Origin of the sequence: Pseudomonas sp. PA-6-3C (assembly GCF_021605825.1) — a bacterium.
Classification (GTDB): domain Bacteria; phylum Pseudomonadota; class Gammaproteobacteria; order Pseudomonadales; family Pseudomonadaceae; genus Aquipseudomonas; species Aquipseudomonas edaphica.
The window spans coordinates 21,371-46,013 of the sequence record NZ_WKDV01000012.1 but is presented as its reverse complement, the minus strand read 5'-3'; the positions used below and the strand labels follow the sequence as shown (position 1 = coordinate 46,013).

Here is a 24,643-nt window from a genome sequence, read left to right as displayed (position 1 = left end):
TCTGAAATCGCCCCCACAAATCACTAAAAATAACCAGGCAAAAAAAAGCCCGCGGGAGAGCGGGCAGAAGGGATACTTCTTAAAAATGAGCCTGCCGACTATAGGTGCCAGGCGCCCCTTTTACAGTGAAACAAAATTCATGCAGGCATCAGACAATCACCGGAGAGTGGTAGAGTCGCATTTTTTTCAAGGAAGCGATGGCATGCGAAAGCTGGTAATTGGCGCATTGACAGTGGCCGCACTGTCTGGCTGTGCGGGCTCGAAGATGAAGGACGCGCGCAGCGGCCAGCCCTACAAGACCCTTGCGTCGGACAAGGCCACATTGGTGGTTGCCCAATGCATCCAGTTCGGCTGGCAGGACGAGGCCGTGTTCGGCGTGGATGCCGGTGGCTTCAAAGAGCCGCTCGAAACAGGCGGTTTTACCGTCTACACCACGGGCGGTGACTACTTTGCCGATGTGCGCGTAGCCGGTGGCGGCTCCAGCGTCAAATACTATGCCGCCCAGGACACGATGCCGGCCAAGCGGCGGTTGGCCGCACTGGCCACCTGTCTGTAGGCTGTCTCCTTAGCATTTTTCGGAAATGCCCGGCGGGACAGCCGCCGGACATTGGCTTATTATTCCTCCCGCTCGCTCGACGCGATGGCTCTTTACCAGTACACGGACGTCGAGGCCTGATCGTCGAGCGGGCCTCGTTTCCTTCCTATCGCGGCATGTAGCCCAAGTGCCAGCGCCGGGGAATCTTCAGTGACACCAGCCCCAGCACGGCGGCCAATGCGCCACTCACCAGCAGCGCCTTGAGCCCGAGCTGGTGCTCCAGCACCGCGCCGATCACGGCGCCCACGAACATGCCGACCCACGGCACCAGTTGCACCCGCCAACCGTTACGCCGCTCCCCCATTATCCAGCGCCCCAACCCGCGACCAAAACGTGAGAGCGCGCCGGTCACATAGGTCAGGCCCACCGGCAAACCGTTGACCTCTTCCACGGCCGCATTGAGCATGCCCATGGCCAGGATCGCCGCCAGCAGCGCCGGCAACGTATCGTCGAAGGGCCACAGCGCCGCGCCGCACAACAAGGCGGCGATGCACAGCAGCAAAGGCAGCGCATGCCGGCGGCTGAAGCGGCTGACCACCACCCCCAAGGCGTTGCCCAGCACAAATACCGCCACCAGCAACAGCAGGCGCCCGGTCAGGCCCAGGTCACCGGCGCTGATTGCCACCGCCAGGCGCGTGGTGTTGCCGCTCATGAATGAAACAAAATCCCCGCTGGCCATAAAGCCAATCGCATCGGTCATGCCCGCCAGCACCGACAGGCTGGCCACCAGCATCAAGCCGACCCGCCCGCGCCAGCGTTGGCGATGGGCAAGCGCTGCATTGGCATAAAGCCTTTGGGACGAAGGCAACATAGGATCGGGCTCCGCGGTGAGATTATTCGGCCACTACCGTAGGACGCTTTGGCGGTGCATGCAATGACCTCAGGCACTTTCCAGTCGCCAGCCGGTGTGCTGCCAGATCAAGTGGTGGGTCGGCCGGATCGCGTTAATGAACGCCTCGTCATGGGACACCGCAACAATGGCCCCGCTAAACCCGCGCAGCGCCTGTTCAAAGGCCAGTACCGATTCCAGGTCCAGATGGTTGGTGGGCTCGTCCAGCAATAGCAGTTGCGCCGGGGCATCGCGCCACAAGGCGATCGCCATGGCGGCTTTCAAGCGTTCGCCACCGCTCAGTTGGCCGGTGGGCTGGGTGACGCGCAGGGCGTCCAGTTGCAACAAGGCCAGGCGCGTGCGCAGCTCGGCTTCGGCCAGGGGCGTGTCGAGCAGGTTGAGTTGTTCGACGATGGAGCGCTCATCCATCAGCAGCGCCAGGTGCTGATCGATATACGCGGCGGGTATCGACACCGTGCAGGCGCCGCTGACCGCTTGCCATTGGCCGGCCAGCAGCTTGAGCAGCGTGGACTTGCCGCAACCGTTTGGCCCACGCACGGCCACGCGTACCGGGCCGTTCAAGTTGAGCGTCAGGTAAGTGGCTGGCTGGTGTGGGTCGAGCCACGGCAGTTGGGCATTTTCCAGGGTGAGTACGTGGCGGCCGTTGGGCAAGGCCGAGCCGGGCAGGGCGAGCAACGTGGGGGTTTCATCGACGACACGCGCATAGGCTTGGCGCACCTGCCCATCCAGCTCATTTTTATAGGCGTGGTGAGCGCTGCGCACCGTGCTGACGATTTCCGTGGCGGCGCCTTTCCAGCGGGCTTTGGTAAAGCGATCAACGTTGGCGGTTTCGGCATGCTTGCGTGAGCGTGCGGCATTGCGTTGCAGGCTGTCGTGATCCTTTTGCAGGCGCTTGCGCTCGCGGTTGCGTTGCAGGCGAGCATGCTCAAGTGCCATGGCGGCAGCGTGTTGTTCGGTATCGCGCTGCTGGCGATAGGCAGCGTAATTGCCGCCATACACACGCATGCCAAGGGGCGACAGTTCGACGATACGCGCCAGGGTATTGAGCAGCTGTCGATCATGGCTGACCACCACCAAGCCGCCGCGCCAGTTGCTCAAAACCCGCAGCAGCCACTCGCGCCCATGGCTGTCGAGGTGGTTGGTGGGCTCATCCAGTACCAGCAGATCCGGCGCGGCCAATAGCGCACCGATTACGACAACCCTGGCCAGTTGGCCGCCACTCAGTTGAGTGGCTGGGGCTTCAAAACCGAGTGCGTGTAAACCCGCGTCATCAAGTGCGGCACGCAAGCGTTCGGCAAGGTCCCAGCGATCGTCAATCAGCTCAAGGTCACCGGCCCAGGCCTCGCCGCGGGCCATGCGCTCAAGCGCGGCCAATGCCTGGGCAGTACCGGTGATCTGCGCAAGGCTTGCTCCCGGTTGCAGCGTCAGGCTCTGTGCGACGTAGGCTACGCGGGCCTTGCCATCGAGCGTACCGCAAGAGGGCGCAAGTACGCCGGCCAGCAAGCGCGCCAGGATACTTTTGCCGCGACCATTACGGCCGACAATCCCGGTGGGTGTGTAATCAATGGACAGGGTGAGGTCGTCCAGCAAGGTTTCGCCATTGGCGAACTGGAACGACACGTGTTGCAGGGAAACCAATACGGGCAGGCGTTTGACGTCAGTCATCAGCACCTCCAAAAAAATGTCGAACAGGCCAACAAGCGCGCCAGGCGGCTCGTTGCAAATACATTCTGGAAGGCTTAGTTGTTCACGTCGGCGCTCATCCCGTGAGTCAGAAAGGACCCGCAGGCTAACTCAGCTAGGCGTGCTTGGGCAAGTCGGCGGCCAATTGCTCCAGGAACATCGCCAGCGCGACTTCTTCGGCTTTAAGGCCTTTGCGCATCCGTGGCTTGGGCAGCTTGGACAGCTCGCCCAGGCTGAAATGCTCCAACACCGCCGGGTGGATATAGCACTTGCGGCACACTGCTGGCGTATTGCCCAACTGCTTGGCAACATCCTTGACCATCGCCACCACATGCCGCTTGGCATCGGATTCGGGCTGCCATTCCAATTCGCGCAACACCGCCAGGGCCATCGCCGTGCCGGCCCAGGTGCGGTAGTCCTTGGCGGTAAAATCGGCGCCGGTGAGGCTGTGCAAATAGGCATTCACGTCGTGGGAACTGACGGTGTGGCGCTCGCCGTCTTCGTCCAGGTACTGAAACAGATTCTGGCCCGGGAGTTCAAGGCAACGCTTGACCACCGTGGCCAGGCGCCGGTCCTTGACGCTGACCTGGTGCTCGACGCCACTCTTGCCGCGAAACTGGAACTGGATTTCGCTGCCCTTGATGTCCACATGGCGGTTGCGCAGGGTGGTCAGCCCGTAGGATTTGTTGTCGCGGGCATATTGGGTGTTGCCGACGCGGATCAATGTGGCGTCCAGCAGCATCACCACGGTGGCCAGGACTTTTTCACGGGTGAACCCAGGCGCGGCGATTTGCGCTTCCAATTGTTTGCGTAATTTGGGCAAGGCCTTGCCGAACTCTTGCAGGCGCGAGTATTTGTCGGTGTCGCGCACTTCGCGCCAGCGGCTGTGATAGCGGTACTGCTTGCGGCCCCGCGCATCACGGCCGGTGGCTTGCAGGTGGCCGCGCGGGTCGGCGCAGATCCACACGTCGGTGTAGGCCGGTGGTACGGCCAACGCATTCAGGCGCTTGATTTCATCGGCATCGGTGATGCGCTGGCCTTTGGGGTCGACATACTGAAACGTGCCGCGCAGTTTTTTACGGCGGATGCCGGGTTGGGTGTCGTCAACATAATGCAGGTCGCGGGGCAGGTCGGCAGGCAGCGCAGAGTCGGGCATGGTGCAAGTTCCTTGGCAACAGATCAGGCCGGTATACCTGATTGACCGCAGGGTTTTACGCGCGTGCCAAATACTTACGCCAGTACGGCCACCGCCTTGATTTGCGCCCACAACACCTGGCCCGAATGCAGTTGCAACTGATCGCGGGAGAAGCGGGTAATCCTCGCCAGCAGTGGCGTACCGCCGGCATCCAGGCGCACTAGCACGTGGGCGCTGTTGTCCGCCGCTATTTCCTGGGTGACCGTCACCGGCAGGCGGTTGAGGATGCTGCTGGCTTCTTCGGCGTGCAGGCTGAGGCTGACGTCGCGTGCTTGCACCTTGACCCGCAACGGTTTGCCCAACGCCAGCGGAGCGTGAGCCACGCGCATTTGCAACGGGCTGTCGGGCAATTGCAGGGTGAGCAGTTGATAGTGTTCATCGTAGGCAATCACGCTGCCATTGATGACCACGCCGGCGTCATCGCCCAGCGCCATCGGCAAGTCCAGGCGAGCCAGGGTTTCGCCGATGGGGCCGCTGGCCAGCGCCTTGCCGTCGCTTAATAGCACGATGTGATCGGCCAGGCGCGCCACTTCATCCTGGGCATGGCTGACGTACAGCACCGGAATATCCAACTCATCGTGCAGGCGTTCGAGGTAGGGCAGGATCTCGCTTTTGCGCTTGCTGTCCAGGGCCGCGAGCGGCTCATCCATCAACAACAACTGCGGGCTGGTGAGCAATGCGCGGGCGATGCCGACGCGCTGACGTTCGCCGCCGGACAAGTGCTGCGGGTGGCGTTCAAGCAAGTGGCCAATGCCCAGCAGTTCGGCGGCCTGGGCCATGTCCACACGGCGAAGCGGGCGGGCAATACGCTTGAGGCCGAACTCCAGGTTGGCACGCACCGACAGGTGGGGAAACAGACTCGCTTCCTGGAACACATACCCCAGTGCGCGCTTATGCGGCGGCACAAACACGCCGTTACGGCTGTCTTGCCAGACCTCTTCGTTGACCTGGATAAACCCGTCTTCAGCGCGCTCAAGCCCGGCGATACAGCGCAGGCAAGTGGTCTTGCCTGAGCCGGAATGCCCGTAGAGCGCGGTCACGCCACGGCCGGGCAGGTGCAGGTCCACGTCCAGGGCGAAGCCTGGGTACTTCACGTTCAGGCGTACATCAATCATGGCGGTCAGCTCCAGCCCATCTTGGTTTTACGGCTGGAATAGAGCGCCAGCAATACGAGAAAAGCGAACACCACCATGGAGCCGGCCAGCCAGTGCGCCTGGGCATATTCCATGGCTTCGACGTGGTCGTAGATCTGCACTGAGACCACGCGGGTTTTGTTGGGGATATTGCCGCCGATCATCAGCACCACGCCGAACTCACCGACGGTGTGGGCAAAGCCAAGAATCGAGGCGGTGATAAAGCCGGGGCGGGCCAGGGGCAGGATCACCGTGAAAAACGTGTCCCATGGGTTGGCACGCAGCGTCGCCGCCACTTCCAATGGGCGCGTGCCGATAGCGGAGAAGGCATTTTGCAACGGCTGCACCACAAACGGCATGGAATAGATCACCGAGCCGATCACCAGCCCGGCGAAGCTAAAGGTCAGGGTGCCCAGGCCCAGCCATTGGGTCAACTGGCCGAAGTAGCCGTTGGGACCCATGGTCAACAACAGGTAAAAGCCGATGACCGTCGGTGGCAACACCAACGGCAACGCGACAATCGCGCCTATGGGGCCGCGCCACCAGGAGTGGGTGCGCGACAGCCACAGGGCGATCGGAGTGCCGATGATCAGCAGGATCACAGTCGTCAGTGACGCCAGTTTGATGGTCAACCAGATGGCGGAAAAATCGGCACTCGACAGCGGCATATTCAGTTAGCCAGCTCGTAACCGTAGGACTTGATCACGGCAGCGGCTTTTGGCCCCTTGAGGTATTCAACCAAGGCTTTGGCGGCAGCGCTGTCCTTGCCCTTGTTGAGGATGACCGCGTCTTGTTTGATCGGGTCGTGCATGGCCGCCGGGACGATCCACGCCGAGCCGCTGGTGACCTTGCCGTCCTTGTAGATCTGCGACAGCGCCACAAAGCCCAGCTCGGCGTTGCCGGTGGACACGAACTGATACGCCTGGGTGATGTTCTGGCCTTCGACCAGCTTGTCCTTGACCTGCTCGGTCAAGCCTTCTTTAGCCAGCACTTGAGTGGCCGCCAGGCCATAAGGTGCCGCTTTCGGGTTGGCGATGGACAGGTGTTTGAAGTCGTTTTTCTTCAGCATCTCGCCTTTGGCATCCACGTAACCTTCTTTGGCCGACCACAGCGCCAGGGTGCCGACTGCGTAGGTGAAGCGCGAACCTTTGACCGTATCGCCTTCGGTTTCAAGTTTTTGCGGGGTGGTGTCATCGGCGCTGAGGAACACTTCGAACGGCGCACCGTTCTTGATCTGGGTATAGAACTGGCCGGTAGCGCCGTAGGCGGCGACCAGTTTGTGGCCGGTGTCTTTTTCGAAATCGGCAGCAATCACCTGGATCGGCGCGGTGAAGTTGGCGGCGACAGCCACCTGGACTTCATCGGCGTGGGCTGAGCCAAAAGTAAAAGCGGCAATCAGGGTGGCCAGGGCAGTAGGGGCCAGGCGTGAGGCGCGGATCGTCATGAAGCAGCTCCTTGGGGGTTGTACGGCTTGTTATAGGTAGAAGGACTTACCGCTATGTATGGGAATATATAGCGGTTGGCCATTGCCGGTACAGTGCAAAGTTGCCCCAAGTGTCAGTGGCGCTTGAGCTTGGCCAGCACCTGTTCGGCCAACTGGCGGGTCAAGTCATACGTAGAAATATCTCTACCCAGACGCAGCGCCTGGCCTGCCCACAGGTTGCTGAAGCCGGCTTCATCCTTGGCCTTGAGCGGCATCAAGGCGCCGCCGGCAGTGGGGAATGCGGGGGCAGACGGGTTGATCGCACCGAGTTCGCGCATCACCCGGTTGACGATGCCGCGCGCCGGGCGGCCGGTGAACAGGTTGGTCAGCGCGGTTTCGCTGGCCTGGGCATGGCGCAAGGCATAGTGGTGGGACACGCTGACATTGGCTTCGGGAGTAAACAGGTACGCAGTGCCGATTTGCACGGCCGAGGCACCCAGGGCCAATGCCGCGACGATGCCGCGTGCATCGCCAACGCCGCCTGCGGCGATCACCGGCACCTTCACCGCGTCGACAATTTGCGGCACCAGCGCCATCAAGCCGATTTGGGTGTCGAGGTCGTCACTGAGGAAAATCCCTCGGTGCCCACCGGCTTCAATGCCCATCGCGATGATTGCATCGCAGCCATGCTGTTCGAGCCAAATGGCTTCTTCAACGGTGGTGGCCGAGGACAGCACCTTGGCGCCGGTGGCTTTTACCCGGTCGAGCAAGGCTTTTTCCGGTAGCCCAAAGTGAAAACTCACCACCTCGGGGCGAAATTCTTCGACGACTTTGCAGGCGGCTTCGTCGAACGGCGCACGGTTGGACACCGGTGTTGGTGCATCAAAATCAGCGCCCAGCTCGCGGTAGTAGGGCTCCAGCAACGTTTTCCAACGGTGGTCACGCGCGTTATCAGCTGCTGGCGGTTGATGGCAGAAGAAATTGACGTTGATCGGGCTCGCGCTGGCCTGGCGAATGGTGTTCAAGGCGTCGCGCAGTTGCTCGATGCTCAGCGCTGCGGCGGGCATCGAGCCCAAGGCGCCGGCTTGATTGGCGGCGATGACCATCGCTGTGGTGGTGGCGCCGGCCATCGGGGCCTGGATGATAGGCACGTCGATGCCCAGCAGGTCGAGAATTCGGGTGTCTGGCCAGGTGCTCATGGGATGCGTCTCCAGCGTGAATAAGACTTTGCGCTGTTTTAACAGGGCCATTGGCACCCGGCCAGTCTGTTTTATTCACTGGACGAGGGGGTAATTTCGTGCGCTGCCATGCGTCGATGGCGTGCCCCAACACCGCATGGATGCGCCCGGCGTTCGCGTTGTCGCCTGCGTGGCCTTGAAAAAACGCCTGGAACGCCGGGTACAGCGTGAGGCTGTCTTTGTGACTGACATTCGAAATGTATCAGGCTGACGATGTGGCGCTGGTGTGTATCGGTGTTCGCTAGCGTTTCACCGACTGTTCGCGCTCCAGCAGTTGCCGCTTGCGTTCTACGCCCCAGCGGTAGCCCGACAACGCCCCGTCACTGCGCACCACGCGGTGGCAGGGAATCGCCACCGCCAGGCTGTTGGCGCCACAGGCCTGGGCCACCGCGCGAAACGATTTGGGTGCGCCGATCTGCACAGCAATCTGCGCGTAGCTGGCGGTGCTGCCCACCGGGATGTCGCGCAGTGCCTGCCACACCCGTTCCTGAAAGGCGGTGCCGCGCAGGTCCAGGGGTAAATTCAACCCCAGGGCAGGGGCTTCGATAAAACCCACGACCTGAGCGATCAATTGTTCGAACTCATGATCTGCGCCGACCAGTTCGGCTTTGGGGAACTGGTCTTGCAGGTCGCGCAGTAAGGTGTCCGGGTCATCGCCCAATAAAATCGCACACACGCCGCGTTGGCTTTGCGCCACCAGAATCGCCCCAAGTGAACATTGGCCCACGGCAAACAAAATCGTGCTGTTGGTGCCGCCGGCTTTGTAGTCGCTGGGCTTCATGCCGAGCAGTCGGTTGGCTGATTCATAAAAGCGGCTGTTGGAATTAAAGCCCGCGTCATACAACGCATCGGTCACTGAATGCTCGCCCTTGAGGCCGTGGCGAACTTTGCGCGAACGCAGGGCGCTGGCATATCCCTTGGGCGTCAGGCCGGTCACCGCTTTGAATATGCGATGAAAATGGAATGAACTCAGCCCGGCGCCACTGGCGAGTGCTTCCAGGCTGGGCGCGGTTTCGGCCTGCTCGATCTGCCGGCACGCCTCGGCCACCCGTTGGGCGTGGAGGGCCGCCAATTGAGTCTGGTCGCCGGCCGCGCGTTTGCTTGGGCGATAACCCGCCGCTTCAGCCTGGGCAGGGGTGTCGAAGAATTCGATGTTCTCCGGGCGTGGCAATCGCGAGGCGCTGCTGGGGCGGCAATACACGCCGGTGGTTTTAACGCCGTAGACAAACACGGCGTCAGCCTTGGCATCACGGGCGACGATGGCGGCCCAGCGGGGGTCTTGTTCGGTGGTCATGGCCTGCACTCTTGACGGATCACGGCCAGATTAACCGCGTTGCAGATGGCCGGCACTCTGAAGCTTGCGGTCAAATTAGCCAGCGGTGCGAAAGGTCAGGTTGATGCGCTGCGGGCCCATGACCGGATGCACGCCCTCTTTAATCGGCATCACCCCATGAAAACGCAAGCGATCAACGCCGCCCCAGACCACCACGTCGCCGTGGAACAGTGAAACTTTTTGAGTTTTGCTGCTGCGCTCATGGCCGCCAAACAGGAAGATCGCCGGCAGGCCCAGAGAGACTGAAACCACAGGGGCGCTATAGGCGCGTTCGTTTTTATCCTGATGCAGGGACATCTTGGCGCCCGGCACATAGCGGTTGATCAGGCAGGCATCCGGGGCAAATGCGCTGAAGCCAGCTTCGGCTGCGGCAAGCGTGGCCAGTTCACGCAACGTTTCGGGCATAGCCGGCCAGGGCTGCTGATTGCGGGGGTCAATCGGGCTGTAGCGGTAGCCGGTGCTGTCGGTGGTCCAACCCAATGTGCCGCAACTGCTGAGTGCGGCCGACATGGTGAAGCCGCCGGGTGTGACCATTTGTCGAAACGGCGATTGGGCCAACACCCGTCGCAGTTCAGGCAGCAGGCGTTCAATCCAGGGCAGGGCGAAGCCCCTGAGTACGTAGGACTCTTCGCCAATCTGCTCGCGCCCCGCCGGTTGCTGCAAGGCATCCTCAGCGAACAGATCAGTCGTCGGGCCTGGCATGGGTTACAGGGCCTTGCTCACGGTGATGTCGGTGATTTCATCGGTGGCATCGTGGATTTTTGCCAGGGCTTCTTTGGCTTCTTCAACGCTTCCCGATTGCAGCAGGGCGAATTCAAAGCGACGTTCGCCATTGAGCTTGTACTTCATAACGTATTTAGTCACAGCGGTTTTCCTGTCGAGGGTTCGGCTCAGCTCAGTTTGGTGCTGGTGCGGCGAACAATGCGAATCTTGTGGGACAACGCAGGTTTGCGGGTCACGCTGATGGCGCGGCGCGTGACCACATCCAGGGTAATGTTCCAGAACCCGGTGCTGGGTGCGGTGATTTTTGCCGGGAATTTGTCGAACGCGCCGCCGTGGTAAGTGTGGCGGCCACCGTTCTTGAAACTGCGGAAATTGGCATCGCTCATCAGGCGAATGTTGCAGGTCTGCGAGCATTCGATGACAACGATGTCGCCCTCGTTGAGGTGCTCGCGCTGGTGGATGAATTTCATGGGGGTGTCTCCAGAAGGGCTTTTTCTGAAAAATCAGAATGATACGTAGGTTAAGATAGAGTTTATCAGCCCTGACGCGATTATTATCGGGTCGTCGTCGACGACTTCGACAATTTAAAACAGTTATTTCCCAAGTTTTCAGAGATAAATCCCACATGGGCGGGAGAAATTTCCTCTCTTCGCGGTCGTAGGGTCTTTATCGGAGGTTTAAGTATGAAGTGGAGTGTGTTGGTTCTGGCCTTGGCGTTAGGTGGATGTGCTTCGGTTGCAGATATCAAGCAGACCCCGCCAACCCTGGTGGTTATTTCAGGCAAAAAACCGCCTGAATATGCTGCCTGTGTGGTCCGAAAACTGGAGGCGACGCGTCGGCCGCCGCAGATTGAGCCGCATAAGGACGGTGTACAGGTGATTGTTCCGCAGAAATTCTCGGCCGACCCTTCGGCGATCTTCGAGATCGAAGAACGCTCCAGCGGCAGCAGTATCAAGCTCTATGAAAGCATGTCAAATGTGCCGATTCGCCCAGGCGACATCAAGAAAGCCGGGGAGGATTGCATCTCCGGCTGAGCCTTTGGTTTATCCGCGTACTGAACCCGATAAAAAAGCCTGACCCTGCCGTTGCAGCGTCAGGCTTTTTTTTGCGTTTATTCGGGTGTTGTCGCTTGTAGAGGGAGTGCTGATCGGGCAGGGCATCCGTTAAACTGTCGGCCATTCAATGCAAAGATGCCGCTCAAACTTTGAGTTTGCGCGGCATTAGTCCTTCCTGGAAAGCCCGTCATGAAACGAGAACACGTCAAAGCCCGACATGCCGAAGGCCAAATATCGGCCACCCATGTTATCCAGAACCCCGCCGACCTGGGCGAGTGGATCGTATTTTTCAAGAAGAGCGGCGGCCGCAGTTACTTTCTGGTCGACGATCAGGATGAGGTTGAGTCATTCCCGCGCCTGGATGACCTGATCGAGACCTTGCGTGGCCTGGGGCTCAAGTTCGCCGAGGTTCATCTGTAGTACGCAGTATTACTTGCACACCACGACGACGCTGCGGCTCTTGAAGTTGCCTACGTCTTTGCCCAGGGTCTTGTCGCTCTCCTTGAGTGCCGGCGTACCTTCGGTGCCGACGATGCGGTAACCGGTGCCCGCACACGAAGCGTCAGCTTTTTCGTAGCAACTGGCCCATGAATTGGCCTCGCCCGAGCAGTCGATGGTCAGGCCTTGCTCGCCGTTTTTCAGGTAGGTGTCGGACGTGGTGGTGCAGCCGGTCATCAGCGCCAGGGCCGCAGTCAGTGCCAGAATCTTGTTCATGTGTTGGGTCGTCGTCGAGGGTGTAGGAGGGGCGCAGACACTGTCGTGGGGCGTTCGTAGCAAGATTATAGCGAACGGCCATCAAGGTACAGACAAACACAAAAAAGCCCCGTTGACCGGGGCTTTGTGCGCAAGCAATGACGCTTACTTTTTGTCCTTGGGGCGCTTGCTCGATGCGTGGCCGGCTTCGTCCACAAACACTTCAGCCACCGCAACGGCCATGCTTTCGCTCGCGAATACCCCGGCGACGCTGTCGCCGTGGAAGTTGATCAGGTGCCAGCCGTCCGCACGCTTGGTGATCAGGTAGCCGTTTACGCCTTTTGGTTCTGACATCTATCAATCTCGTAGTCTGGTTCAAGCCAGTAATGATAGCGCCAATTGGCCCCGAGGCGCGCAAGTTGTTGCAGGTCAGTGCCCTGCCGCGAAAAGCGTGCTAAAACCATTGAGGCGCTCGTAAGCAAAGGGGCGATGGCTGGTTATGTCGCGCCCTGAGTGAATGCTCTTCGTAGGATCAGCGGAACTTACGCGCACATTTTTTCTCTATGTTGACATCGCAACGCCAGCAGGACCCATTGTAAGGTGACTGCGGCCTGATTAGACTGCGCCGAATTCCGTACGCACAGCCCTTTGTAAGGACTTATATGATCAAGAAATGCTTGTTCCCAGCAGCCGGTTACGGCACTCGCTTCTTGCCAGCGACCAAAGCCATGCCCAAAGAGATGCTGCCGGTGGTGAACAAGCCACTGATTCAGTACGGCGTCGAAGAGGCACTGGATGCCGGCTTGAACGAAATTTCCATTGTTACCGGCCGCGGTAAGCGCGCGCTGGAAGACCACTTCGATATCAGCTACGAGCTGGAAAACCAGATCAAGGGCACCGACAAGGAAAAATACCTGGTCGGCATCCGTAAACTGCTCGACGAGTGCTCGTTCTCCTACACCCGTCAAACCCAGATGAAAGGCCTTGGCCACGCCATCCTCACTGGCCGCCCGCTGATCGGTGACGAACCGTTCGCCGTGGTGCTGGCTGATGACCTGTGCGTCAACCTGGAAGGCGACGGCGTACTGACCCAGATGGTCAAGCTGTACCAGAAATACCGCTGCACCATCGTTGCTGTTCAAGAGGTCGACCCTCAGGAAACCAACAAGTACGGCGTGATCGCCGGCGACGATATTGGTGATGGCCTGATTCGCGTGCGTGACATGGTTGAAAAACCAGCGCCGGAAGATGCGCCGTCGAACCTGGCGATTATCGGTCGTTACATCCTGACGCCGGACATCTTCAAGCTGATCGAAGAAACCGAGCCAGGCAAAGGCGGCGAGATTCAAATCACTGACGCCCTGCTCAAGCAAGCCAAAGATGGCTGCGTGATCGCCTACAAATTCAAAGGCCGTCGCTTCGACTGCGGTGGCGCTGAAGGCTACATTGAGGCCACCAACTTCTGCTACGAGCACTTCTACAAGACCGGTAAGGCTTACTGATTCACGGTAGCCCGCCCAAAAAGCCACCTTCGGGTGGCTTTTTCGTTTTTCAGCCCCATGTAAGTCGGTATGCTGGTGCCCTGCCGAGGAGAGTGAAATGGCCTACGATTTTGATCTGTATGTAATTGGCGCCGGTTCCGGCGGTGTTCGCGCGGCGCGTTTTGCTGCGGGTTTTGGCGCCAGGGTGGCGGTAGCTGAAAGCCGTTACCTGGGTGGTACGTGCGTGAACGTTGGCTGCGTGCCTAAAAAGCTGCTGGTGTACGGCGCGCATTTCGCCGAAGACTTTGAGCAGGCCAGCGGTTTCGGCTGGTCGTTGGGTGAAGCGAACTTTGACTGGGCGACCCTGATCGCCAACAAAGACCGCGAAATCAACCGCCTCAATGGCATCTACCGCAACCTGCTGGTTAACAGTGGCGTGACCCTGCACGAAGGGCATGCGCGTTTGGTTGATCCGCACCAGGTGGAGATCAATGGCGAGCGCTTTACGGCCAGGCACATCCTGATCGCGACGGGCGGCTGGCCGCAGATCCCGGAAATCCCGGGCCGTGAGCACGCCATAGGCTCCAACGAGGCGTTCTTCCTCAAAGAGCTGCCCAAGCGCGTGCTGGTAGTGGGCGGCGGCTACATTGCCGTCGAGTTTGCGGGCATCTTCCATGGCTTGGGCGCGCGCACAACCTTGCTGTATCGCGGCGACCTGTTTCTGCGCGGGTTTGACGGCGCAGTGCGCACGCACCTGAAGGAAGAGCTGACCAAGCGCGGCCTCGACCTGCAATTCAATGCCGATATCGAGCGCATCGACAAACAGGCTGACGGCAGCCTCAAGGCCACCCTAAAAGACGGCCGCGTGCTCGAAGCCGATTGCGTGTTCTACGCCACCGGCCGCCGCCCGATGCTCGACAACCTGGGGCTGGAAAACACCGGCGTCAAATTGGATGAGCGTGGCTTTGTCGAAGTCGACGACCTGTACCAGACCGCCGAAGCCTCGATCCTGGCCATCGGCGATGTGATCGGGCGGGTGCAATTGACGCCCGTCGCGCTGGCCGAAGGCATGGCGGTTGCGCGTCGGCTGTTCAAGCCTGAGCAATACCGCCCGGTGGATTACGCGATGATCCCGACCGCGGTGTTCAGCCTGCCGAATATCGGCACCGTGGGCCTGAGCGAAGAAGATGCGAAGCAAAACGGCCATAACGTGCAGATCTTCGAAAGCCGCTTCCGGCCGATGAAGCTGACGTTGACCGATTGCCAGGAAAAAACCCTGATGAAGCTGGTGGTCGACGCCGACACCGACAAGGTCCTGGGCTGCCACATGGTCGGGCCGGATGCGGGTGAGATCGTCCAGGGCCTGGCGATCGCGCTCAAGGCCGGCGCGACCAAGCAGCATTTCGATGAAACCATCGGCGTGCACCCTACGGCGGCGGAAGAGTTCGTCACCATGCGCACGCCTGTAGCGGGCTGATCAGGCGTCGGCGGTTGCCTCTGGCGGCGTTGCAACGACGGCCGCCAGGCGCAATGCCTCGATACTGGCCTGGGCCTTGATCAGGTCCAGTTCCAGGGTTTTGCTCACCTGCTGTTGCTCACTCAGCGCTGCCTGGCGCGCTTGACTTTCCTCTACCGCAACCCGCAAGCGCTCCTGAAGCAGGGTGCGTTCGCTTTCCATGCGGCCCAGCTGTTCGCTGAGTGTTTGCTGCTGCGCCTGTTCCTTGCGTGATTGCTCCTGCAGGGCGGTCAGTTCCTTGCTGGTCACGCGGTGCTCGATCAGTAGCCGCTCATTATCGCGATGCAGCTGGGTGATCTCATCCTGGCGCACCATGGCGCTTTGTTGCGCCTGGCGCAGCTCGGCCTGCACCTGCTGCAGCTGGCCTTCATGGCGCCGTTGCTCTTGCTCGCGTTGCTCCTTCACCGCATTGCGGTAGTGCTCAAGCGCGTCGCGGGCGTGCAAGTGTTTGTCTTCCAGCGAGCGAATCTGCTCGTCCTTGTCATTCATGCGCAACTCGTAATCGCTGCACGCTTGGCTGAGCCCCGCATTGCGAGTTTGTTCGGTTTGCAGGCTGGTGCTGGCGGTCTGCAAGGCGGCGCTTTCTTCGGCCAGTGCGGCGGCCTGGATATCCAATTGCTGCTTGAGCTGGCCATGGGCTTCTTCAAGCGTTTGCACCTGGGCGAGCAGGGCGGCTTTTTGCTGCTCGAACTGCGCCAGTGCCGCGTCAATCGGCTCCTGGGCCTTGTCTTTAAGGCGTTGAGCCAGCCGTGCTACCAACTCGCCCAGTTCATCGTCGATGGGCGCCTGGGTAATGGTCAGCCGGGTTTCGCTGTCATCGAGTTCCTTCAAATAGCGATGAATCGTGGTTTTCGAGCCGGTATTGCCCATCTCGATGCGCACCGCGTCGATGCTCGGGTTTTCGCCACGGGCCAGGATCGCCAGGCGTGCCGTTTGAACCACTGCTTTGTTTATGCCGCCGCGCGCCATGAAGTCTCCGTCGATTTAGTACTGTGGTACATGGTATGTAGATACATACTTTATCATGAATAAAAACCCGTTTAAATTCATGATTTAACAGATGGGATATTGGCGTATTATCCCGTGTCAGAGCCGTTTTAACCGTTAATACACCCGCCAGCAGTACGAATAGGCCTTTCATGAGCGACCTGGACCGTTACCTCAACGCCGCCACCCGCGACAACACGCGGCGCAGCTATCGCGCAGCCCTCGAGCATTTCGAAGTGAGTTGGGGCGGGTTCCTGCCAGCCACCAGCGACAGCGTGGCGCGCTACCTGGTGGCCCATGCCGGGGTGCTGGCGGTCAACACCTTGAAGCTGCGGCTCTCGGCGCTGGCGCAGTGGCACACCAGCCAGGGTTTCCCGGACCCGACCAAGGCGCCGGTGGTGCGCAAGGTGCTCAAGGGCATTCGGGCGGTGCACCCGGCACGGGAGAAGCAGGCCGAACCTTTGCAGCTCAAGCACCTTGAACAGGTGGTGGCATCACTTGAGGTTGAAGCCAGGCAGGCCATTGAAGCGCGGGATCAGCCGCGCTTGCTGCGCGCCAAGCGCGACACTGCGTTGATCCTGCTGGGCTTCTGGCGCGGCTTTCGCAGCGACGAGTTATGTCGCCTGAGCATCGAACACGTGCAAGCGGTGCCCGGCGCCGGCATCAGTCTGTACCTGCCGCGCAGCAAAAGTGACCGCGACAACCTCGGCAAAACCTACCAGACGCCGGCGCTGCTGCGCTTGTGCCCGGTGCAGGCCTACAGCGACTGGCTAAGTGCCTCGGCCCTGGTGCGGGGGCCGGTGTTTCGGGGGATTGATCGCTGGGGCAACCTGGGCGAGGAGGGGCTGCACCCCAACAGCGTGATCCCGCTGCTGCGCCAGGCTCTGGAGCGTGCGGGCATTCCGGCTGATCAATACACCAGTCACTCGCTGCGCCGCGGTTTCGCCACCTGGGCCCATCGCAGTGGCTGGGACATCAAGTCGCTGATGAGTTACGTCGGCTGGAGCGACATGAAATCCGCCATGCGCTATGTTGAAGCGACACCCTTTTTGGGCATGACCTTGGCGACTCCACCGCTGCTTTGAGATTTCTTCTATTAATACAGATACCTGATAGGGAAAACCAATCGTCAGCATCAGGTTTGCCAATGAGCCACCGACGGAAAGAGTGAGTAGGATTCATCTCATCAACTTTTCAACCACTGACGGAGAGTCACCGATGCCTATCATCAACAGCCAAGTAAAACCGTTCAAAGCGACCGCCTACAAAAACGGCAACTTCGTAGACGTATCGGACGCTGACCTGAAAGGCAAATGGTCCGTAGTCTTCTTCTACCCAGCCGACTTCACCTTCGTTTGCCCAACCGAACTGGAAGACCTGGCTGACAACTACGCCGAATTCCAGAAACTGGGCGTCGAAATCTACAGCGTGTCCACCGATACCCACTTTGCCCACGCTGCCTGGCACAACACTTCGCCAGCCATCGGCAAAATCCAGTACACCATGATCGGCGACCCAACCCTGACCATCTCGCGCAACTTCGACGTGCTGATCGAAGAAGCTGGCCTGGCAGACCGCGGCACCTTCGTGATCAACCCGGAAGGTCAAATCAAGATCGTTGAACTGAACGACGGCGGTGTTGGCCGTGACGCTTCCGAGCTGCTGCGCAAAATCAAGGCCGCTCAGTACGTCGCTGCTCACCCGGGCGAAGTCTGCCCAGCCAAGTGGAAAGAAGGCGAGGCTACTCTGGCTCCGTCCCTGGACCTGGTCGGCAAGATCTAAGTCTGTGAAACATCAAGGGCGGGTTGCCGCACCTTAAGTAAGCTGCACCGCCCTCAAAACGCCCGGGCGAGATTCGCTCGGGCGTTTTTTTGTCTGCAATAAACCGAATTAACAGGAAATCGCCCGTATGTTGGACGCCAATCTTAAAGCTCAGTTGAAGTCATACCTGGAACGGGTCACCCAGCCGATCGAGATCGTCGCCTCCCTCGACGACGGTGCGAAATCCCAGGAAATGCTTGCCCTGTTACAGGACGTAACCAGCCTCACCACGCTGATTACCCTCAAAACCGATGGCAATGATGCGCGCAAGCCGTCGTTCTCCATCAACCGCCCGGGTGCCGATATCAGCCTGCGTTTTGCCGGCATCCCCATGGGCCATGAATTCACTTCGCTGGTGCTGGCCCTGCTGCAAGTCGGTGGCCACCCGTCGAAGGCCAGTGTCGAAGTGATTGAACAGATTCGTGCCTTGAAAGGCGAGTTCAGCTTCGAGACCTACTTCTCGCTGTCGTGCCAGAACTGCCCTGACGTGGTTCAGGCGCTGAACCTGATGGCCGTGCTTAACCCGAACATCCACCACGTCGCCATCGACGGCGCGCTGTTTCAGGCTGAAGTCGATGAACGCCAGGTCATGGCAGTGCCCAGTGTGTACCTCAATGGTGTGAACTTTGGCCAGGGCCGCATGGGCCTGGAAGAGATCCTCGCCAAGCTCGACACCAGCGGTATCGAAAAGGCCGCCGAGAAAATCAGCGCCAAAGAGGCTTTTGATGTGTTGGTGGTCGGTGGTGGCCCAGCCGGTTCTGCCGCAGCTATCTACGCCGCACGCAAAGGTATTCGCACCGGCGTGGCAGCTGAGCGTTTCGGCGGCCAGGTGCTGGACACTATGTCCATCGAGAACTTCATCTCCGTGCAGGAGACCGAAGGGCCGAAACTGGCCAGCGCCCTGGAGGCGCATGTGCGTCAGTACGACGTAGACATTATGAACCTGCAGCGTGCCAGCCGCCTGATCCCGGCAAAAAATACCGGTGACTTGCACGAAATTCGCTTTGAAAGCGGTGCGACCCTCAAGTCCAAAACCGTGATTCTGGCCACCGGTGCCCGCTGGCGCGAGATGGGTGTGCCGGGCGAGCAGGAATACAAGGCCCGCGGCGTGTGCTTCTGCCCGCATTGCGACGGCCCGTTGTTCAAAGGCAAGCGTGTGGCAGTGATCGGCGGTGGTAACTCCGGCGTTGAAGCAGCCATTGACCTGGCCGGTATCGTCAGCCACGTGACCTTGCTCGAGTTCGACAGCAAGTTGCGCGCCGATGCCGTGTTGCAGCGCAAGCTCTACAGCCTGCCGAACGTGGATGTGATCACCAGCGCATTGACCAGTGAAGTCAAAGGCGATGGCCAGAAGGTCACCGGTCTGGCGTACAAGGATCGTGACAGCGGCGAGTTCAAGACCATCGACCTGGAAGGCATCTTTGTTCAGATCGGCTTGTTGCCCAACACCGACTGGCTCAAGGGCACGGTGGAATTGACCCCGCGCGGCGAGATCATCGTCGATGCGCGTGGCGAAACTTCACTGCCGGGCGTGTTTGCTGCCGGTGACGTGACGACCGTGCCGTACAAGCAGATCGTGATTGCGGTAGGCGAGGGCGCGAAGGCTTCGCTGAGTGCTTTTGATCACCTGATCCGTACCTCGGCACCCGCTTAAATCCGGCTGCGAAAATAAAAAACCCCATGAGTGATCATGGGGTTTTCTCGTTCCCACGTTCTACGTGGGAATGCATCCGGTGACGCTCCGCGTCACGCAGAACGCTTACAGCGGCGCCGGCTGAATAATCTCAACCCAGTAAGCATCCGGGTCTTTGATGAACGCCAGGCTTTTCATGCGGCCATCGCTCAGGCGCTTCTGGAAATCACAGCCCAAGGCTTCAAAACGCTCGCAAGCGGCGACAATATCCGGCACCGAAATGCAGATATGGCCAAAGCCACGCGGGTCAGTATTGCCGTTGTGGTAAGCAAAGTCGGCGTCGTTTTCGGTGCCGTGGTTGTGGGTCAGTTCGAGGATGCCAGGGATCGACTTCATCCACTGCGTGCGCGCGGCGGCGTCGGCTGGAATCTGGGCCTTGTCCACCAGGGCCAGAAAGTAGAGGCTGAATTCGGCTTCCGGGAAGTCACGCTTTTCAACCAGGGAAAAGCCCAATACGCGGGTGTAGAAGTCCAGCGATTTGGTGATGTCCTTGACCCGCAGCATGGTGTGGTTGAACACGAAGTTCGACGTGGCGGTGTCAGGTTGGGCGGTGACGCCCGGGAAAGTGTTCAGATCGTGCAGGCTCATGGGCCCTCCAGAAAAAATGGGGCAAACGCGACTCGTGACTTGAGTGGTCCCTTGGCTTGCGGCCGGCATCCGTGCCGCACCGCCATGATACGCAAGCGTTGCCGGCCGAGCCAAATGAAAAAGGTTACTCAGCCCTTGCGAGCCAAGGGTGTCAGGCTCAAACTTCGACGCTTGAACCTTGGGTGTTTTCTTGATGATTGAATTTCGTAAGCCGTTGTTGAGCGCTGTATGTGTGTTGCTGGGCAGCCCCTTTGTGTTGGCGGCCGACCCGGAAATTCATTGGCCCAGCGGCTGGCAAGTCGAGGAAGTAGTGCCCGACGACGAAGCGCCGGTAAAACCTCAGGCGGTGTCCCGCCAACGCGCAATCAAGAATGATGAAAACGGCAACACCTTGATGGTCATGGAGTTGACCGGTACACCGATTGAGGCGGGCCATAAAGTTAATCTTCAAGGCGTACTGCTGGAAATGCGCAAATCCATCCAGAAGGATTTTGCCGGCAGCGGTTATCAAAGCGTGTGCACCAAAATGCACACCAGCACATTGAGCCGTCTTGAAGCGCTGGAAACTACTTGCGTGATTACCGAGAACGGTCGGCACATATTGTCACAAACATTGGTCGGCGCAGTTGATAGCGATAAAGCCTATGTCTTTTCCTTCGCCGGTCAGGCCGAGGCCTATGAAGCCAGTAAGGCTGAAGTCAGTTCAGTGCGTGATAGCCTTAAACTTTGAACGGGTTATCTCACTCGTTTTTGAACAAAGTGAACACTTGATTAAGTTCGTTTTCGAAGCAAAAAAAAACCCCGCATCAGCGGGGTTTTTGCAGCGTCTTTTGATCAGCCGCGCAACCAGGAATCTACTGTGGCAGCGCCATACTGTTCTTTCCAGGCTTTCAGGCCGCGGTGGTTGCCGCCTTTGGTTTCGATCAGTTCGCCGGTGTGTGGGTTGTGGTAAACCTTGACCACACGTGCGCGGCGCTGTTTTGGTGCGGCGGCAGCAGCGCTGGCTTTGCCAGGGTTAGGATCAAGGATCGAGATGATGTCGCGCAGGCTTTTGCCGTAGTGCTTCATCAGCCCTTGCAGCTTTTCTTCGAATTCGATTTCTTTTTTCAGGCCGGCGTCGTTCTTCAAGGATTCCAGCTGAGCCAGCTGTTCTTGAAGGGCTTTTTCTGCTGCGCGAAATTCGGCGAGTCTGGACAAAATCTGTACTCCAATAGTGTAGTTGGCTGATATCAACTGCAGATAAAGCGTGTAAGCCAGGAGCTTTAAGGTAACTCAAAGAAAGAGGCCTTTCTGCGAGTTCAGCACAGGCAGGAAAAATTGTAGTAGTTAATGCCGCGCGAGTAAATCACGGCGTTACCTAAATAAGATTATTTCATCCAGCGCACTAGATGGCTATTCAATGGCTGCTCAGCGACTTAATGAATTCCTCACAGGGCAACGGCCGGCCGAACAGGTAGCCCTGCAGGAAATCCACACCTTGGGCCGCCAGGTATTCGCATTGCTCTGCTGTTTCCACGCCCTCGGCGACAATACCCAGGTCCAGCTTGCCGCTGAGTTCTATGATGCTGTCCAGAATATGCCGTGAGAGTGCATCGGCGCCAATCATGGCGACAAAACTTTGATCGATTTTCAAGTAGTCGACGTTGAAGTTGCGTAAGTAACCCAGGCTGGAGTGGCCGGTTCCGAAGTCATCAATCGCGATCATCACCCCCAGTTGATGCAGGGCGTCGAACAGGCGGGCGGTGGTGTCGGTAGGCTGAATCAGTTCACGTTCGGTCAACTCCAGTACCAGCGTCACCTGGCCGGGGGCGAACGCAGCGAGAAACTCCCGGCAGTCCTGCACCAGGTCGAGGTCCTGGCAGTGACTGGCGGTGATGTTCACGCCGATATGGAAGCCCGGGGTGAAGCGCCCGGCATGCGGGGCCAGTTGCGCAGCGGTCTGGCGTAGCAACGAGCGGGTCATCGGCACGATCAGGCCAGAATGTTCGGCCAACGGTATAAACAGGTCAGGGCGAACCAAGCCTTCCTTCGGGTGCCGCCAGCGCATCAATACTTCACAGCCGGCCCATTCGCGGGTGTCGCCACGCACCACTGGCTGGAAATACGGAATGAATTCATTGGCCCCCAATGCCCGCTGCAACTCATGGGTCGGCGCGGACGAGCGCTTTTGCAGCCAGTGCGCCAACACGCCCGCCAGCACACCAAAGAACACCAGCAGACTGAACAGCGCCGGGTAGCGCGCCTCCATGTACCGCCAGACCTCACCGACAGGCATGCCGGCATCGACGCTGTACGGGTAACGCTCAGAGTTCAGGTGCTGATGGGCCACTGCAAACTGCGGCATTGCAGTGGTGTGCACCTTGCCGTCAGCGTCCAGCCAGTTGGCTCCCACTTGCAGGATCAGGTGTGCGTAGCGGCTGATCAGGCGCAAGGCGTTGGTCAGGTGATAGCCGTCAACCGAGGCAAACGCGGCTTTATCGCCATCGACCAGGCGGTAAACCAACAACGCGGTATCGGGCGTTACCGGGTTGCCGTTCATCAACCACAGCGTGCCCGCTACGTAATCGTCCGGGTTGACCGGTGACTGGTAGCTGCCGCCGAACAACGAGCTGCAATAGATGTTTTTTTGCCAGGACAAGGTCGTTGCCCGCACAAAGGGGCGCCGCGTGACCTGTTCGCGCAGTGCCAGTTGCGCGCCGTTGTCGCACGGTTGGCCGGCCAGCGGCAGCAATGCCTGGGCGGCGAGGGCGGTGTTGTCGAGCATTAAATCGAATTGGCGCACAGCCTCCAGCGCGGTTTGGGCGGTGCTTTGCTCAAGGGTGCGTTCGGCTTGCCAATGAAGAATCACAACCCCCAATAAAACGGGAACCAGGCCGCAGACACTGCTGATGAGCGCGCGTGCAGTTCGGCTTCGGGGGCCTTTGGCATTGAGGGGCATAGAGGCAGCCAATAACAGAATAAAAAGACGGGTGTGTGCCGATGATAGTTGGCATTGCGCAGTGCCGCTCACTTGTTTGGCGCGAATTGACCTAGCCGTTCGGTCAGTTGTTGCGATTGTCTCAACTTGGCAAGATAAACATCGTTGCAAAAAGTAAGAGACTTCGGAGCACCGACCCTTCCAGCCTCTCTCTCAGCCGTTTCAGCCCACTTCTGGCGGGACGGTCGACCCTCGTCTTTCAATTGTTGAAATTCGTTTCGTAACCCGTTAACGCTACTTGATAAGGAATTACCTGCAATGAACAACATCCGATTGGCCGCTGCTTTCCTGGCTGCTACCGGCGTCGCCGCGCTGCCTGCTTTTGCCGCAGACGGTACCATCAGCCTGACCGGTGAAATCACCGGCACCACCTGCAGTATCAGTGGCGGGGCAGGCTCCGCGCCTGGCGCCAGCCCGAACTTCGCCGTTGTGCTCAACAAGGTCCAGGCCAGCGCGCTCAAGGCAAAAGGCCAGACGGCCGGCACCACCCCATTTGTTGTGCGTGTGGGTGCGTGCCCCAAGGATACGACGGTGGCGGTGTTGTTCGAGAGCAGCAGCCCGGCGATCAACCCGGCTACCGGCAACTTGAAGAATCAAGCGCCGGCCAAACCAGTGCCTGCCGGCCTGGTTGAGGTGCAGATTGTCGACGGCACTACCCAAAAGCCTATGGACCTGCGCCTGGCACTCAATTCGAGCAGTGCAAAAGTCCCCGACAACGGTGAGGTGTCGCTGCCGTTCGCCGCGCAGTACTTCGCCACCGGCGCCGCAACCCCAGGCCCGGTAAGTACGCAGGTGCTGTATTCCGTCACGTTTCCCTGATCAAGGCCCGGAGCCTGGCGGTTCGCCAGGCACTGGACAGCGCCTTGGAGGACCGCCCCATGCTTGCCCGACTCATGTTCGCAATTGCCTTGCTGCTCGCCATTTCGATGGTTAGCGGATGGCCATCCGTTGCCCATGCCGGCGTAGTGATCGATGGCACGCGGCACATTTACCCGCAACAGCGCCGCGAAATCACCTTGCGCCTGACCAACGACGACGAACGGGCTCCGCGCCTGGTCCAGGTATGGCTGGATCAGGGTGACCCGGCGTCAGACCCTTCTAACAGCGAGGTGCCTTTCAGCCTTTCGCCCCCGGTGTTTCGCCTGAACCCGCAGAAAAGCCAGGCCGTGCGCCTGGTCTACACCCAAGAGCCACTGCCGGCTGATCGGGAATCGTTGTTTTGGCTGAATGCGCTGGAGATCCCGCCCAAGGTCAACACCGAGGCCGATGCAGAGGTTGGCCCGGCGAATCACCTGCAATTCGCCTTTCGTATCCGTACCAAAGTGTTTTTTCGCCCCGCCGATCTGCCTGGCAGCCCGAACGAAGCGCACACGCAATTACGCTGGTCCTTGCGCCGCAGTACCCAGGGGGCGCTGCTGGACGTGCACAACCCATCGGCCTATCACGTGACATTCAACGAGGTGGCGTTGGCCATGGGCCCGCAGCAAGACGCGCCGCTGCTGCCGGCGGAAGAGGGCATGGTGCCGCCAGGCGGCAACCTGACCCTGAGGGTGCACAAGGCCGTGCGGCCCATCCCTGCGGATGCCCGGGTGCATTTCAAATACATCAATGACTACGGCACGTTTTCCGCGCCGCAGCGTGCTCCTCTGAAGTTCTGAC

At 59.6% G+C, this 24,643-nt stretch carries 28 protein-coding genes; 11 read left to right on the top strand and 17 right to left on the bottom strand.

Translation table 11 applies throughout. The annotated features are described in order from the left end of the window. Positions 1-202 precede the first annotated feature (202 nt). A complete protein-coding gene (locus tag GIW48_RS10640) occupies positions 203-556 on the top strand; it encodes a hypothetical protein (protein ID WP_017135479.1) in 354 nt (117 codons plus the stop codon). Positions 557-701: 145 nt separating this feature from the next. On the opposite strand, the gene GIW48_RS10635 is transcribed toward GIW48_RS10640, so the two are convergent. The 11 genes from GIW48_RS10635 to GIW48_RS10585 form a co-directional block, all read right to left on the bottom strand. Continuing rightward, positions 702-1,406, bottom strand: a complete 705-nt coding sequence (locus GIW48_RS10635) for a YoaK family protein (protein ID WP_017135480.1) — start codon at positions 1,404-1,406, stop codon at positions 702-704. 69 nt (positions 1,407-1,475) lie between these two features. Next, entirely contained in the window at positions 1,476-3,110 is a 1,635-nt protein-coding gene (locus GIW48_RS10630) for an ABC-F family ATP-binding cassette domain-containing protein (RefSeq protein ID WP_236462717.1), read from the bottom strand. Positions 3,111-3,243: 133 nt separating this feature from the next. Further along, the gene (locus GIW48_RS10625) at positions 3,244-4,284 is read right to left on the bottom strand and encodes a DNA topoisomerase IB (RefSeq protein WP_099549872.1); all 1,041 of its coding nucleotides are present in this window, start codon (positions 4,282-4,284) and stop codon (positions 3,244-3,246) included. A gap of 74 nt (positions 4,285-4,358) precedes the next feature. Further along, complete coding sequence (gene modC, locus GIW48_RS10620; protein WP_236461633.1) at positions 4,359-5,438, bottom strand: molybdenum ABC transporter ATP-binding protein; 1,080 nt, start codon at positions 5,436-5,438, stop codon at positions 4,359-4,361. Between the two features lie 5 nt (positions 5,439-5,443). Continuing rightward, positions 5,444-6,130: a molybdate ABC transporter permease subunit gene (modB, locus tag GIW48_RS10615; protein ID WP_169986425.1), complete on the bottom strand. Its 687-nt coding sequence runs from the start codon at positions 6,128-6,130 to the stop codon at positions 5,444-5,446. Continuing rightward, positions 6,127-6,900, bottom strand: coding sequence for a molybdate ABC transporter substrate-binding protein (gene modA, locus GIW48_RS10610; protein WP_236461630.1), 774 nt, complete (start codon positions 6,898-6,900; stop codon positions 6,127-6,129). Before modA ends, modB begins: the two co-directional genes overlap by 4 nt. Before the next feature lie 113 nt (positions 6,901-7,013). Beyond that, a complete protein-coding gene (locus tag GIW48_RS10605) occupies positions 7,014-8,078 on the bottom strand; it encodes an NAD(P)H-dependent flavin oxidoreductase (protein ID WP_176992270.1) in 1,065 nt (354 codons plus the stop codon). A gap of 280 nt (positions 8,079-8,358) precedes the next feature. Further along, positions 8,359-9,411: a bifunctional DNA-binding transcriptional regulator/O6-methylguanine-DNA methyltransferase Ada gene (ada, locus tag GIW48_RS10600; protein ID WP_169985897.1), complete on the bottom strand. Its 1,053-nt coding sequence runs from the start codon at positions 9,409-9,411 to the stop codon at positions 8,359-8,361. 75 nt (positions 9,412-9,486) lie between these two features. Continuing rightward, a complete protein-coding gene (gene alkB / locus GIW48_RS10595; protein WP_176992268.1) occupies positions 9,487-10,152 on the bottom strand; it encodes a DNA oxidative demethylase AlkB in 666 nt (221 codons plus the stop codon). Between the two features lie 3 nt (positions 10,153-10,155). Next, the gene (locus GIW48_RS10590; protein ID WP_017135489.1) at positions 10,156-10,314 is read right to left on the bottom strand and encodes a hypothetical protein; all 159 of its coding nucleotides are present in this window, start codon (positions 10,312-10,314) and stop codon (positions 10,156-10,158) included. Positions 10,315-10,340: 26 nt separating this feature from the next. After that, positions 10,341-10,643, bottom strand: coding sequence for a DUF1883 domain-containing protein (locus GIW48_RS10585; protein ID WP_003173824.1), 303 nt, complete (start codon positions 10,641-10,643; stop codon positions 10,341-10,343). Positions 10,644-10,856: 213 nt separating this feature from the next. Between GIW48_RS10585 and GIW48_RS10580 the strand changes: the two genes are divergently transcribed. Together GIW48_RS10580 and GIW48_RS10575 are read left to right on the top strand one after the other, a co-directional pair. After that, positions 10,857-11,207: a hypothetical protein gene (locus GIW48_RS10580; protein ID WP_065929976.1), complete on the top strand. Its 351-nt coding sequence runs from the start codon at positions 10,857-10,859 to the stop codon at positions 11,205-11,207. Positions 11,208-11,417: 210 nt separating this feature from the next. Beyond that, positions 11,418-11,648: a hypothetical protein gene (locus tag GIW48_RS10575; RefSeq protein ID WP_017135491.1), complete on the top strand. Its 231-nt coding sequence runs from the start codon at positions 11,418-11,420 to the stop codon at positions 11,646-11,648. Positions 11,649-11,657: 9 nt separating this feature from the next. On the opposite strand, the gene GIW48_RS10570 is transcribed toward GIW48_RS10575, so the two are convergent. Further along, a complete protein-coding gene (locus tag GIW48_RS10570) occupies positions 11,658-11,942 on the bottom strand; it encodes a hypothetical protein (protein ID WP_017135492.1) in 285 nt (94 codons plus the stop codon). A gap of 144 nt (positions 11,943-12,086) precedes the next feature. Next, a complete protein-coding gene (locus tag GIW48_RS10565; RefSeq protein WP_017135493.1) occupies positions 12,087-12,275 on the bottom strand; it encodes a hypothetical protein in 189 nt (62 codons plus the stop codon). Between the two features lie 308 nt (positions 12,276-12,583). Here GIW48_RS10565 and galU point away from each other — a divergent pair, with 308 nt between their 5' ends. Next, positions 12,584-13,423: a UTP--glucose-1-phosphate uridylyltransferase GalU gene (gene galU, locus GIW48_RS10560; protein WP_003212579.1), complete on the top strand. Its 840-nt coding sequence runs from the start codon at positions 12,584-12,586 to the stop codon at positions 13,421-13,423. A 97-nt stretch (positions 13,424-13,520) separates the two neighbouring features. Further along, on the top strand, positions 13,521-14,879 hold the full coding sequence (gene gorA / locus GIW48_RS10555) for a glutathione-disulfide reductase (RefSeq protein ID WP_236461626.1): 1,359 nt from the start codon (positions 13,521-13,523) through the stop codon (positions 14,877-14,879). On the opposite strand, the gene GIW48_RS10550 is transcribed toward gorA, so the two are convergent. Continuing rightward, positions 14,880-15,887 carry a DNA-binding protein gene (locus GIW48_RS10550; protein WP_099549864.1) on the bottom strand — a complete coding sequence of 336 codons (1,008 nt, stop codon included), beginning with the start codon at positions 15,885-15,887 and terminating at the stop codon, positions 14,880-14,882. It lies immediately after the preceding gene. A gap of 170 nt (positions 15,888-16,057) precedes the next feature. On the opposite strand from GIW48_RS10550, the gene GIW48_RS10545 reads away from it, so the two are divergent. The 3 genes from GIW48_RS10545 to ahpF all read left to right on the top strand — a co-directional run bounded on the left by GIW48_RS10545 (position 16,058) and on the right by ahpF (position 19,380). Then, positions 16,058-16,990: a site-specific integrase gene (locus tag GIW48_RS10545; protein WP_017135496.1), complete on the top strand. Its 933-nt coding sequence runs from the start codon at positions 16,058-16,060 to the stop codon at positions 16,988-16,990. 133 nt (positions 16,991-17,123) lie between these two features. Beyond that, positions 17,124-17,687, top strand: a complete 564-nt coding sequence (gene ahpC / locus GIW48_RS10540; RefSeq protein WP_010210361.1) for an alkyl hydroperoxide reductase subunit C — start codon at positions 17,124-17,126, stop codon at positions 17,685-17,687. A gap of 127 nt (positions 17,688-17,814) precedes the next feature. Continuing rightward, complete coding sequence (gene ahpF, locus GIW48_RS10535) at positions 17,815-19,380, top strand: alkyl hydroperoxide reductase subunit F (RefSeq protein ID WP_138452488.1); 1,566 nt, start codon at positions 17,815-17,817, stop codon at positions 19,378-19,380. Between the two features lie 105 nt (positions 19,381-19,485). On the opposite strand, the gene gloA is transcribed toward ahpF, so the two are convergent. Continuing rightward, positions 19,486-20,007: a lactoylglutathione lyase gene (gene gloA, locus GIW48_RS10530; protein ID WP_017135498.1), complete on the bottom strand. Its 522-nt coding sequence runs from the start codon at positions 20,005-20,007 to the stop codon at positions 19,486-19,488. A 193-nt stretch (positions 20,008-20,200) separates the two neighbouring features. Here gloA and GIW48_RS10525 point away from each other — a divergent pair, with 193 nt between their 5' ends. After that, positions 20,201-20,737 carry a DUF4946 domain-containing protein gene (locus GIW48_RS10525; RefSeq protein ID WP_017135499.1) on the top strand — a complete coding sequence of 179 codons (537 nt, stop codon included), beginning with the start codon at positions 20,201-20,203 and terminating at the stop codon, positions 20,735-20,737. Between the two features lie 104 nt (positions 20,738-20,841). On the opposite strand, the gene GIW48_RS10520 is transcribed toward GIW48_RS10525, so the two are convergent. Together GIW48_RS10520 and GIW48_RS10515 are read right to left on the bottom strand one after the other, a co-directional pair. Continuing rightward, a complete protein-coding gene (locus GIW48_RS10520; protein ID WP_017135500.1) occupies positions 20,842-21,204 on the bottom strand; it encodes a histone-like nucleoid-structuring protein, MvaT/MvaU family in 363 nt (120 codons plus the stop codon). Between the two features lie 199 nt (positions 21,205-21,403). After that, positions 21,404-22,945 (bottom strand): EAL domain-containing protein, encoded by a 1,542-nt coding sequence (locus tag GIW48_RS10515; protein ID WP_236461619.1) that lies wholly within the window; start codon positions 22,943-22,945, stop codon positions 21,404-21,406. A 297-nt stretch (positions 22,946-23,242) separates the two neighbouring features. On the opposite strand from GIW48_RS10515, the gene GIW48_RS10510 reads away from it, so the two are divergent. Together GIW48_RS10510 and GIW48_RS10505 are read left to right on the top strand one after the other, a co-directional pair. Further along, entirely contained in the window at positions 23,243-23,803 is a 561-nt protein-coding gene (locus GIW48_RS10510) for a fimbrial protein (RefSeq protein ID WP_236461616.1), read from the top strand. Between the two features lie 59 nt (positions 23,804-23,862). Next, a complete protein-coding gene (locus tag GIW48_RS10505) occupies positions 23,863-24,642 on the top strand; it encodes a fimbrial biogenesis chaperone (RefSeq protein WP_236461613.1) in 780 nt (259 codons plus the stop codon). Position 24,643 lies beyond the last annotated feature (1 nt).

Excerpts from the sequence above, each read along its gene's own strand:
- GIW48_RS10640 (WP_017135479.1), top strand. The coding sequence starts at position 203 with ATGCGAAAGCTGGTAATTGGCGCATTGACAGTGGCCGCACTGTCTGGC.
- GIW48_RS10635 (WP_017135480.1), bottom strand. The coding sequence starts at position 1,406 with ATGTTGCCTTCGTCCCAAAGGCTTTATGCCAATGCAGCGCTTGCCCAT.
- GIW48_RS10630 (WP_236462717.1), bottom strand. The coding sequence starts at position 3,110 with ATGACTGACGTCAAACGCCTGCCCGTATTGGTTTCCCTGCAACACGTG.
- GIW48_RS10625 (WP_099549872.1), bottom strand. The coding sequence starts at position 4,284 with ATGCCCGACTCTGCGCTGCCTGCCGACCTGCCCCGCGACCTGCATTAT.
- modC (WP_236461633.1), bottom strand. The coding sequence starts at position 5,438 with ATGATTGATGTACGCCTGAACGTGAAGTACCCAGGCTTCGCCCTGGAC.
- modA (WP_236461630.1), bottom strand. The coding sequence starts at position 6,900 with ATGACGATCCGCGCCTCACGCCTGGCCCCTACTGCCCTGGCCACCCTG.
- GIW48_RS10605 (WP_176992270.1), bottom strand. The coding sequence starts at position 8,078 with ATGAGCACCTGGCCAGACACCCGAATTCTCGACCTGCTGGGCATCGAC.
- ada (WP_169985897.1), bottom strand. The coding sequence starts at position 9,411 with ATGACCACCGAACAAGACCCCCGCTGGGCCGCCATCGTCGCCCGTGAT.
- alkB (WP_176992268.1), bottom strand. The coding sequence starts at position 10,152 with ATGCCAGGCCCGACGACTGATCTGTTCGCTGAGGATGCCTTGCAGCAA.
- GIW48_RS10585 (WP_003173824.1), bottom strand. The coding sequence starts at position 10,643 with ATGAAATTCATCCACCAGCGCGAGCACCTCAACGAGGGCGACATCGTT.
- GIW48_RS10580 (WP_065929976.1), top strand. The coding sequence starts at position 10,857 with ATGAAGTGGAGTGTGTTGGTTCTGGCCTTGGCGTTAGGTGGATGTGCT.
- GIW48_RS10575 (WP_017135491.1), top strand. The coding sequence starts at position 11,418 with ATGAAACGAGAACACGTCAAAGCCCGACATGCCGAAGGCCAAATATCG.
- GIW48_RS10570 (WP_017135492.1), bottom strand. The coding sequence starts at position 11,942 with ATGAACAAGATTCTGGCACTGACTGCGGCCCTGGCGCTGATGACCGGC.
- GIW48_RS10565 (WP_017135493.1), bottom strand. The coding sequence starts at position 12,275 with ATGTCAGAACCAAAAGGCGTAAACGGCTACCTGATCACCAAGCGTGCG.
- galU (WP_003212579.1), top strand. The coding sequence starts at position 12,584 with ATGATCAAGAAATGCTTGTTCCCAGCAGCCGGTTACGGCACTCGCTTC.
- gorA (WP_236461626.1), top strand. The coding sequence starts at position 13,521 with ATGGCCTACGATTTTGATCTGTATGTAATTGGCGCCGGTTCCGGCGGT.
- GIW48_RS10550 (WP_099549864.1), bottom strand. The coding sequence starts at position 15,887 with ATGGCGCGCGGCGGCATAAACAAAGCAGTGGTTCAAACGGCACGCCTG.
- GIW48_RS10545 (WP_017135496.1), top strand. The coding sequence starts at position 16,058 with ATGAGCGACCTGGACCGTTACCTCAACGCCGCCACCCGCGACAACACG.
- ahpC (WP_010210361.1), top strand. The coding sequence starts at position 17,124 with ATGCCTATCATCAACAGCCAAGTAAAACCGTTCAAAGCGACCGCCTAC.
- ahpF (WP_138452488.1), top strand. The coding sequence starts at position 17,815 with ATGTTGGACGCCAATCTTAAAGCTCAGTTGAAGTCATACCTGGAACGG.
- gloA (WP_017135498.1), bottom strand. The coding sequence starts at position 20,007 with ATGAGCCTGCACGATCTGAACACTTTCCCGGGCGTCACCGCCCAACCT.
- GIW48_RS10525 (WP_017135499.1), top strand. The coding sequence starts at position 20,201 with ATGATTGAATTTCGTAAGCCGTTGTTGAGCGCTGTATGTGTGTTGCTG.
- GIW48_RS10515 (WP_236461619.1), bottom strand. The coding sequence starts at position 22,945 with ATGCCCCTCAATGCCAAAGGCCCCCGAAGCCGAACTGCACGCGCGCTC.
- GIW48_RS10510 (WP_236461616.1), top strand. The coding sequence starts at position 23,243 with ATGAACAACATCCGATTGGCCGCTGCTTTCCTGGCTGCTACCGGCGTC.
- GIW48_RS10505 (WP_236461613.1), top strand. The coding sequence starts at position 23,863 with ATGCTTGCCCGACTCATGTTCGCAATTGCCTTGCTGCTCGCCATTTCG.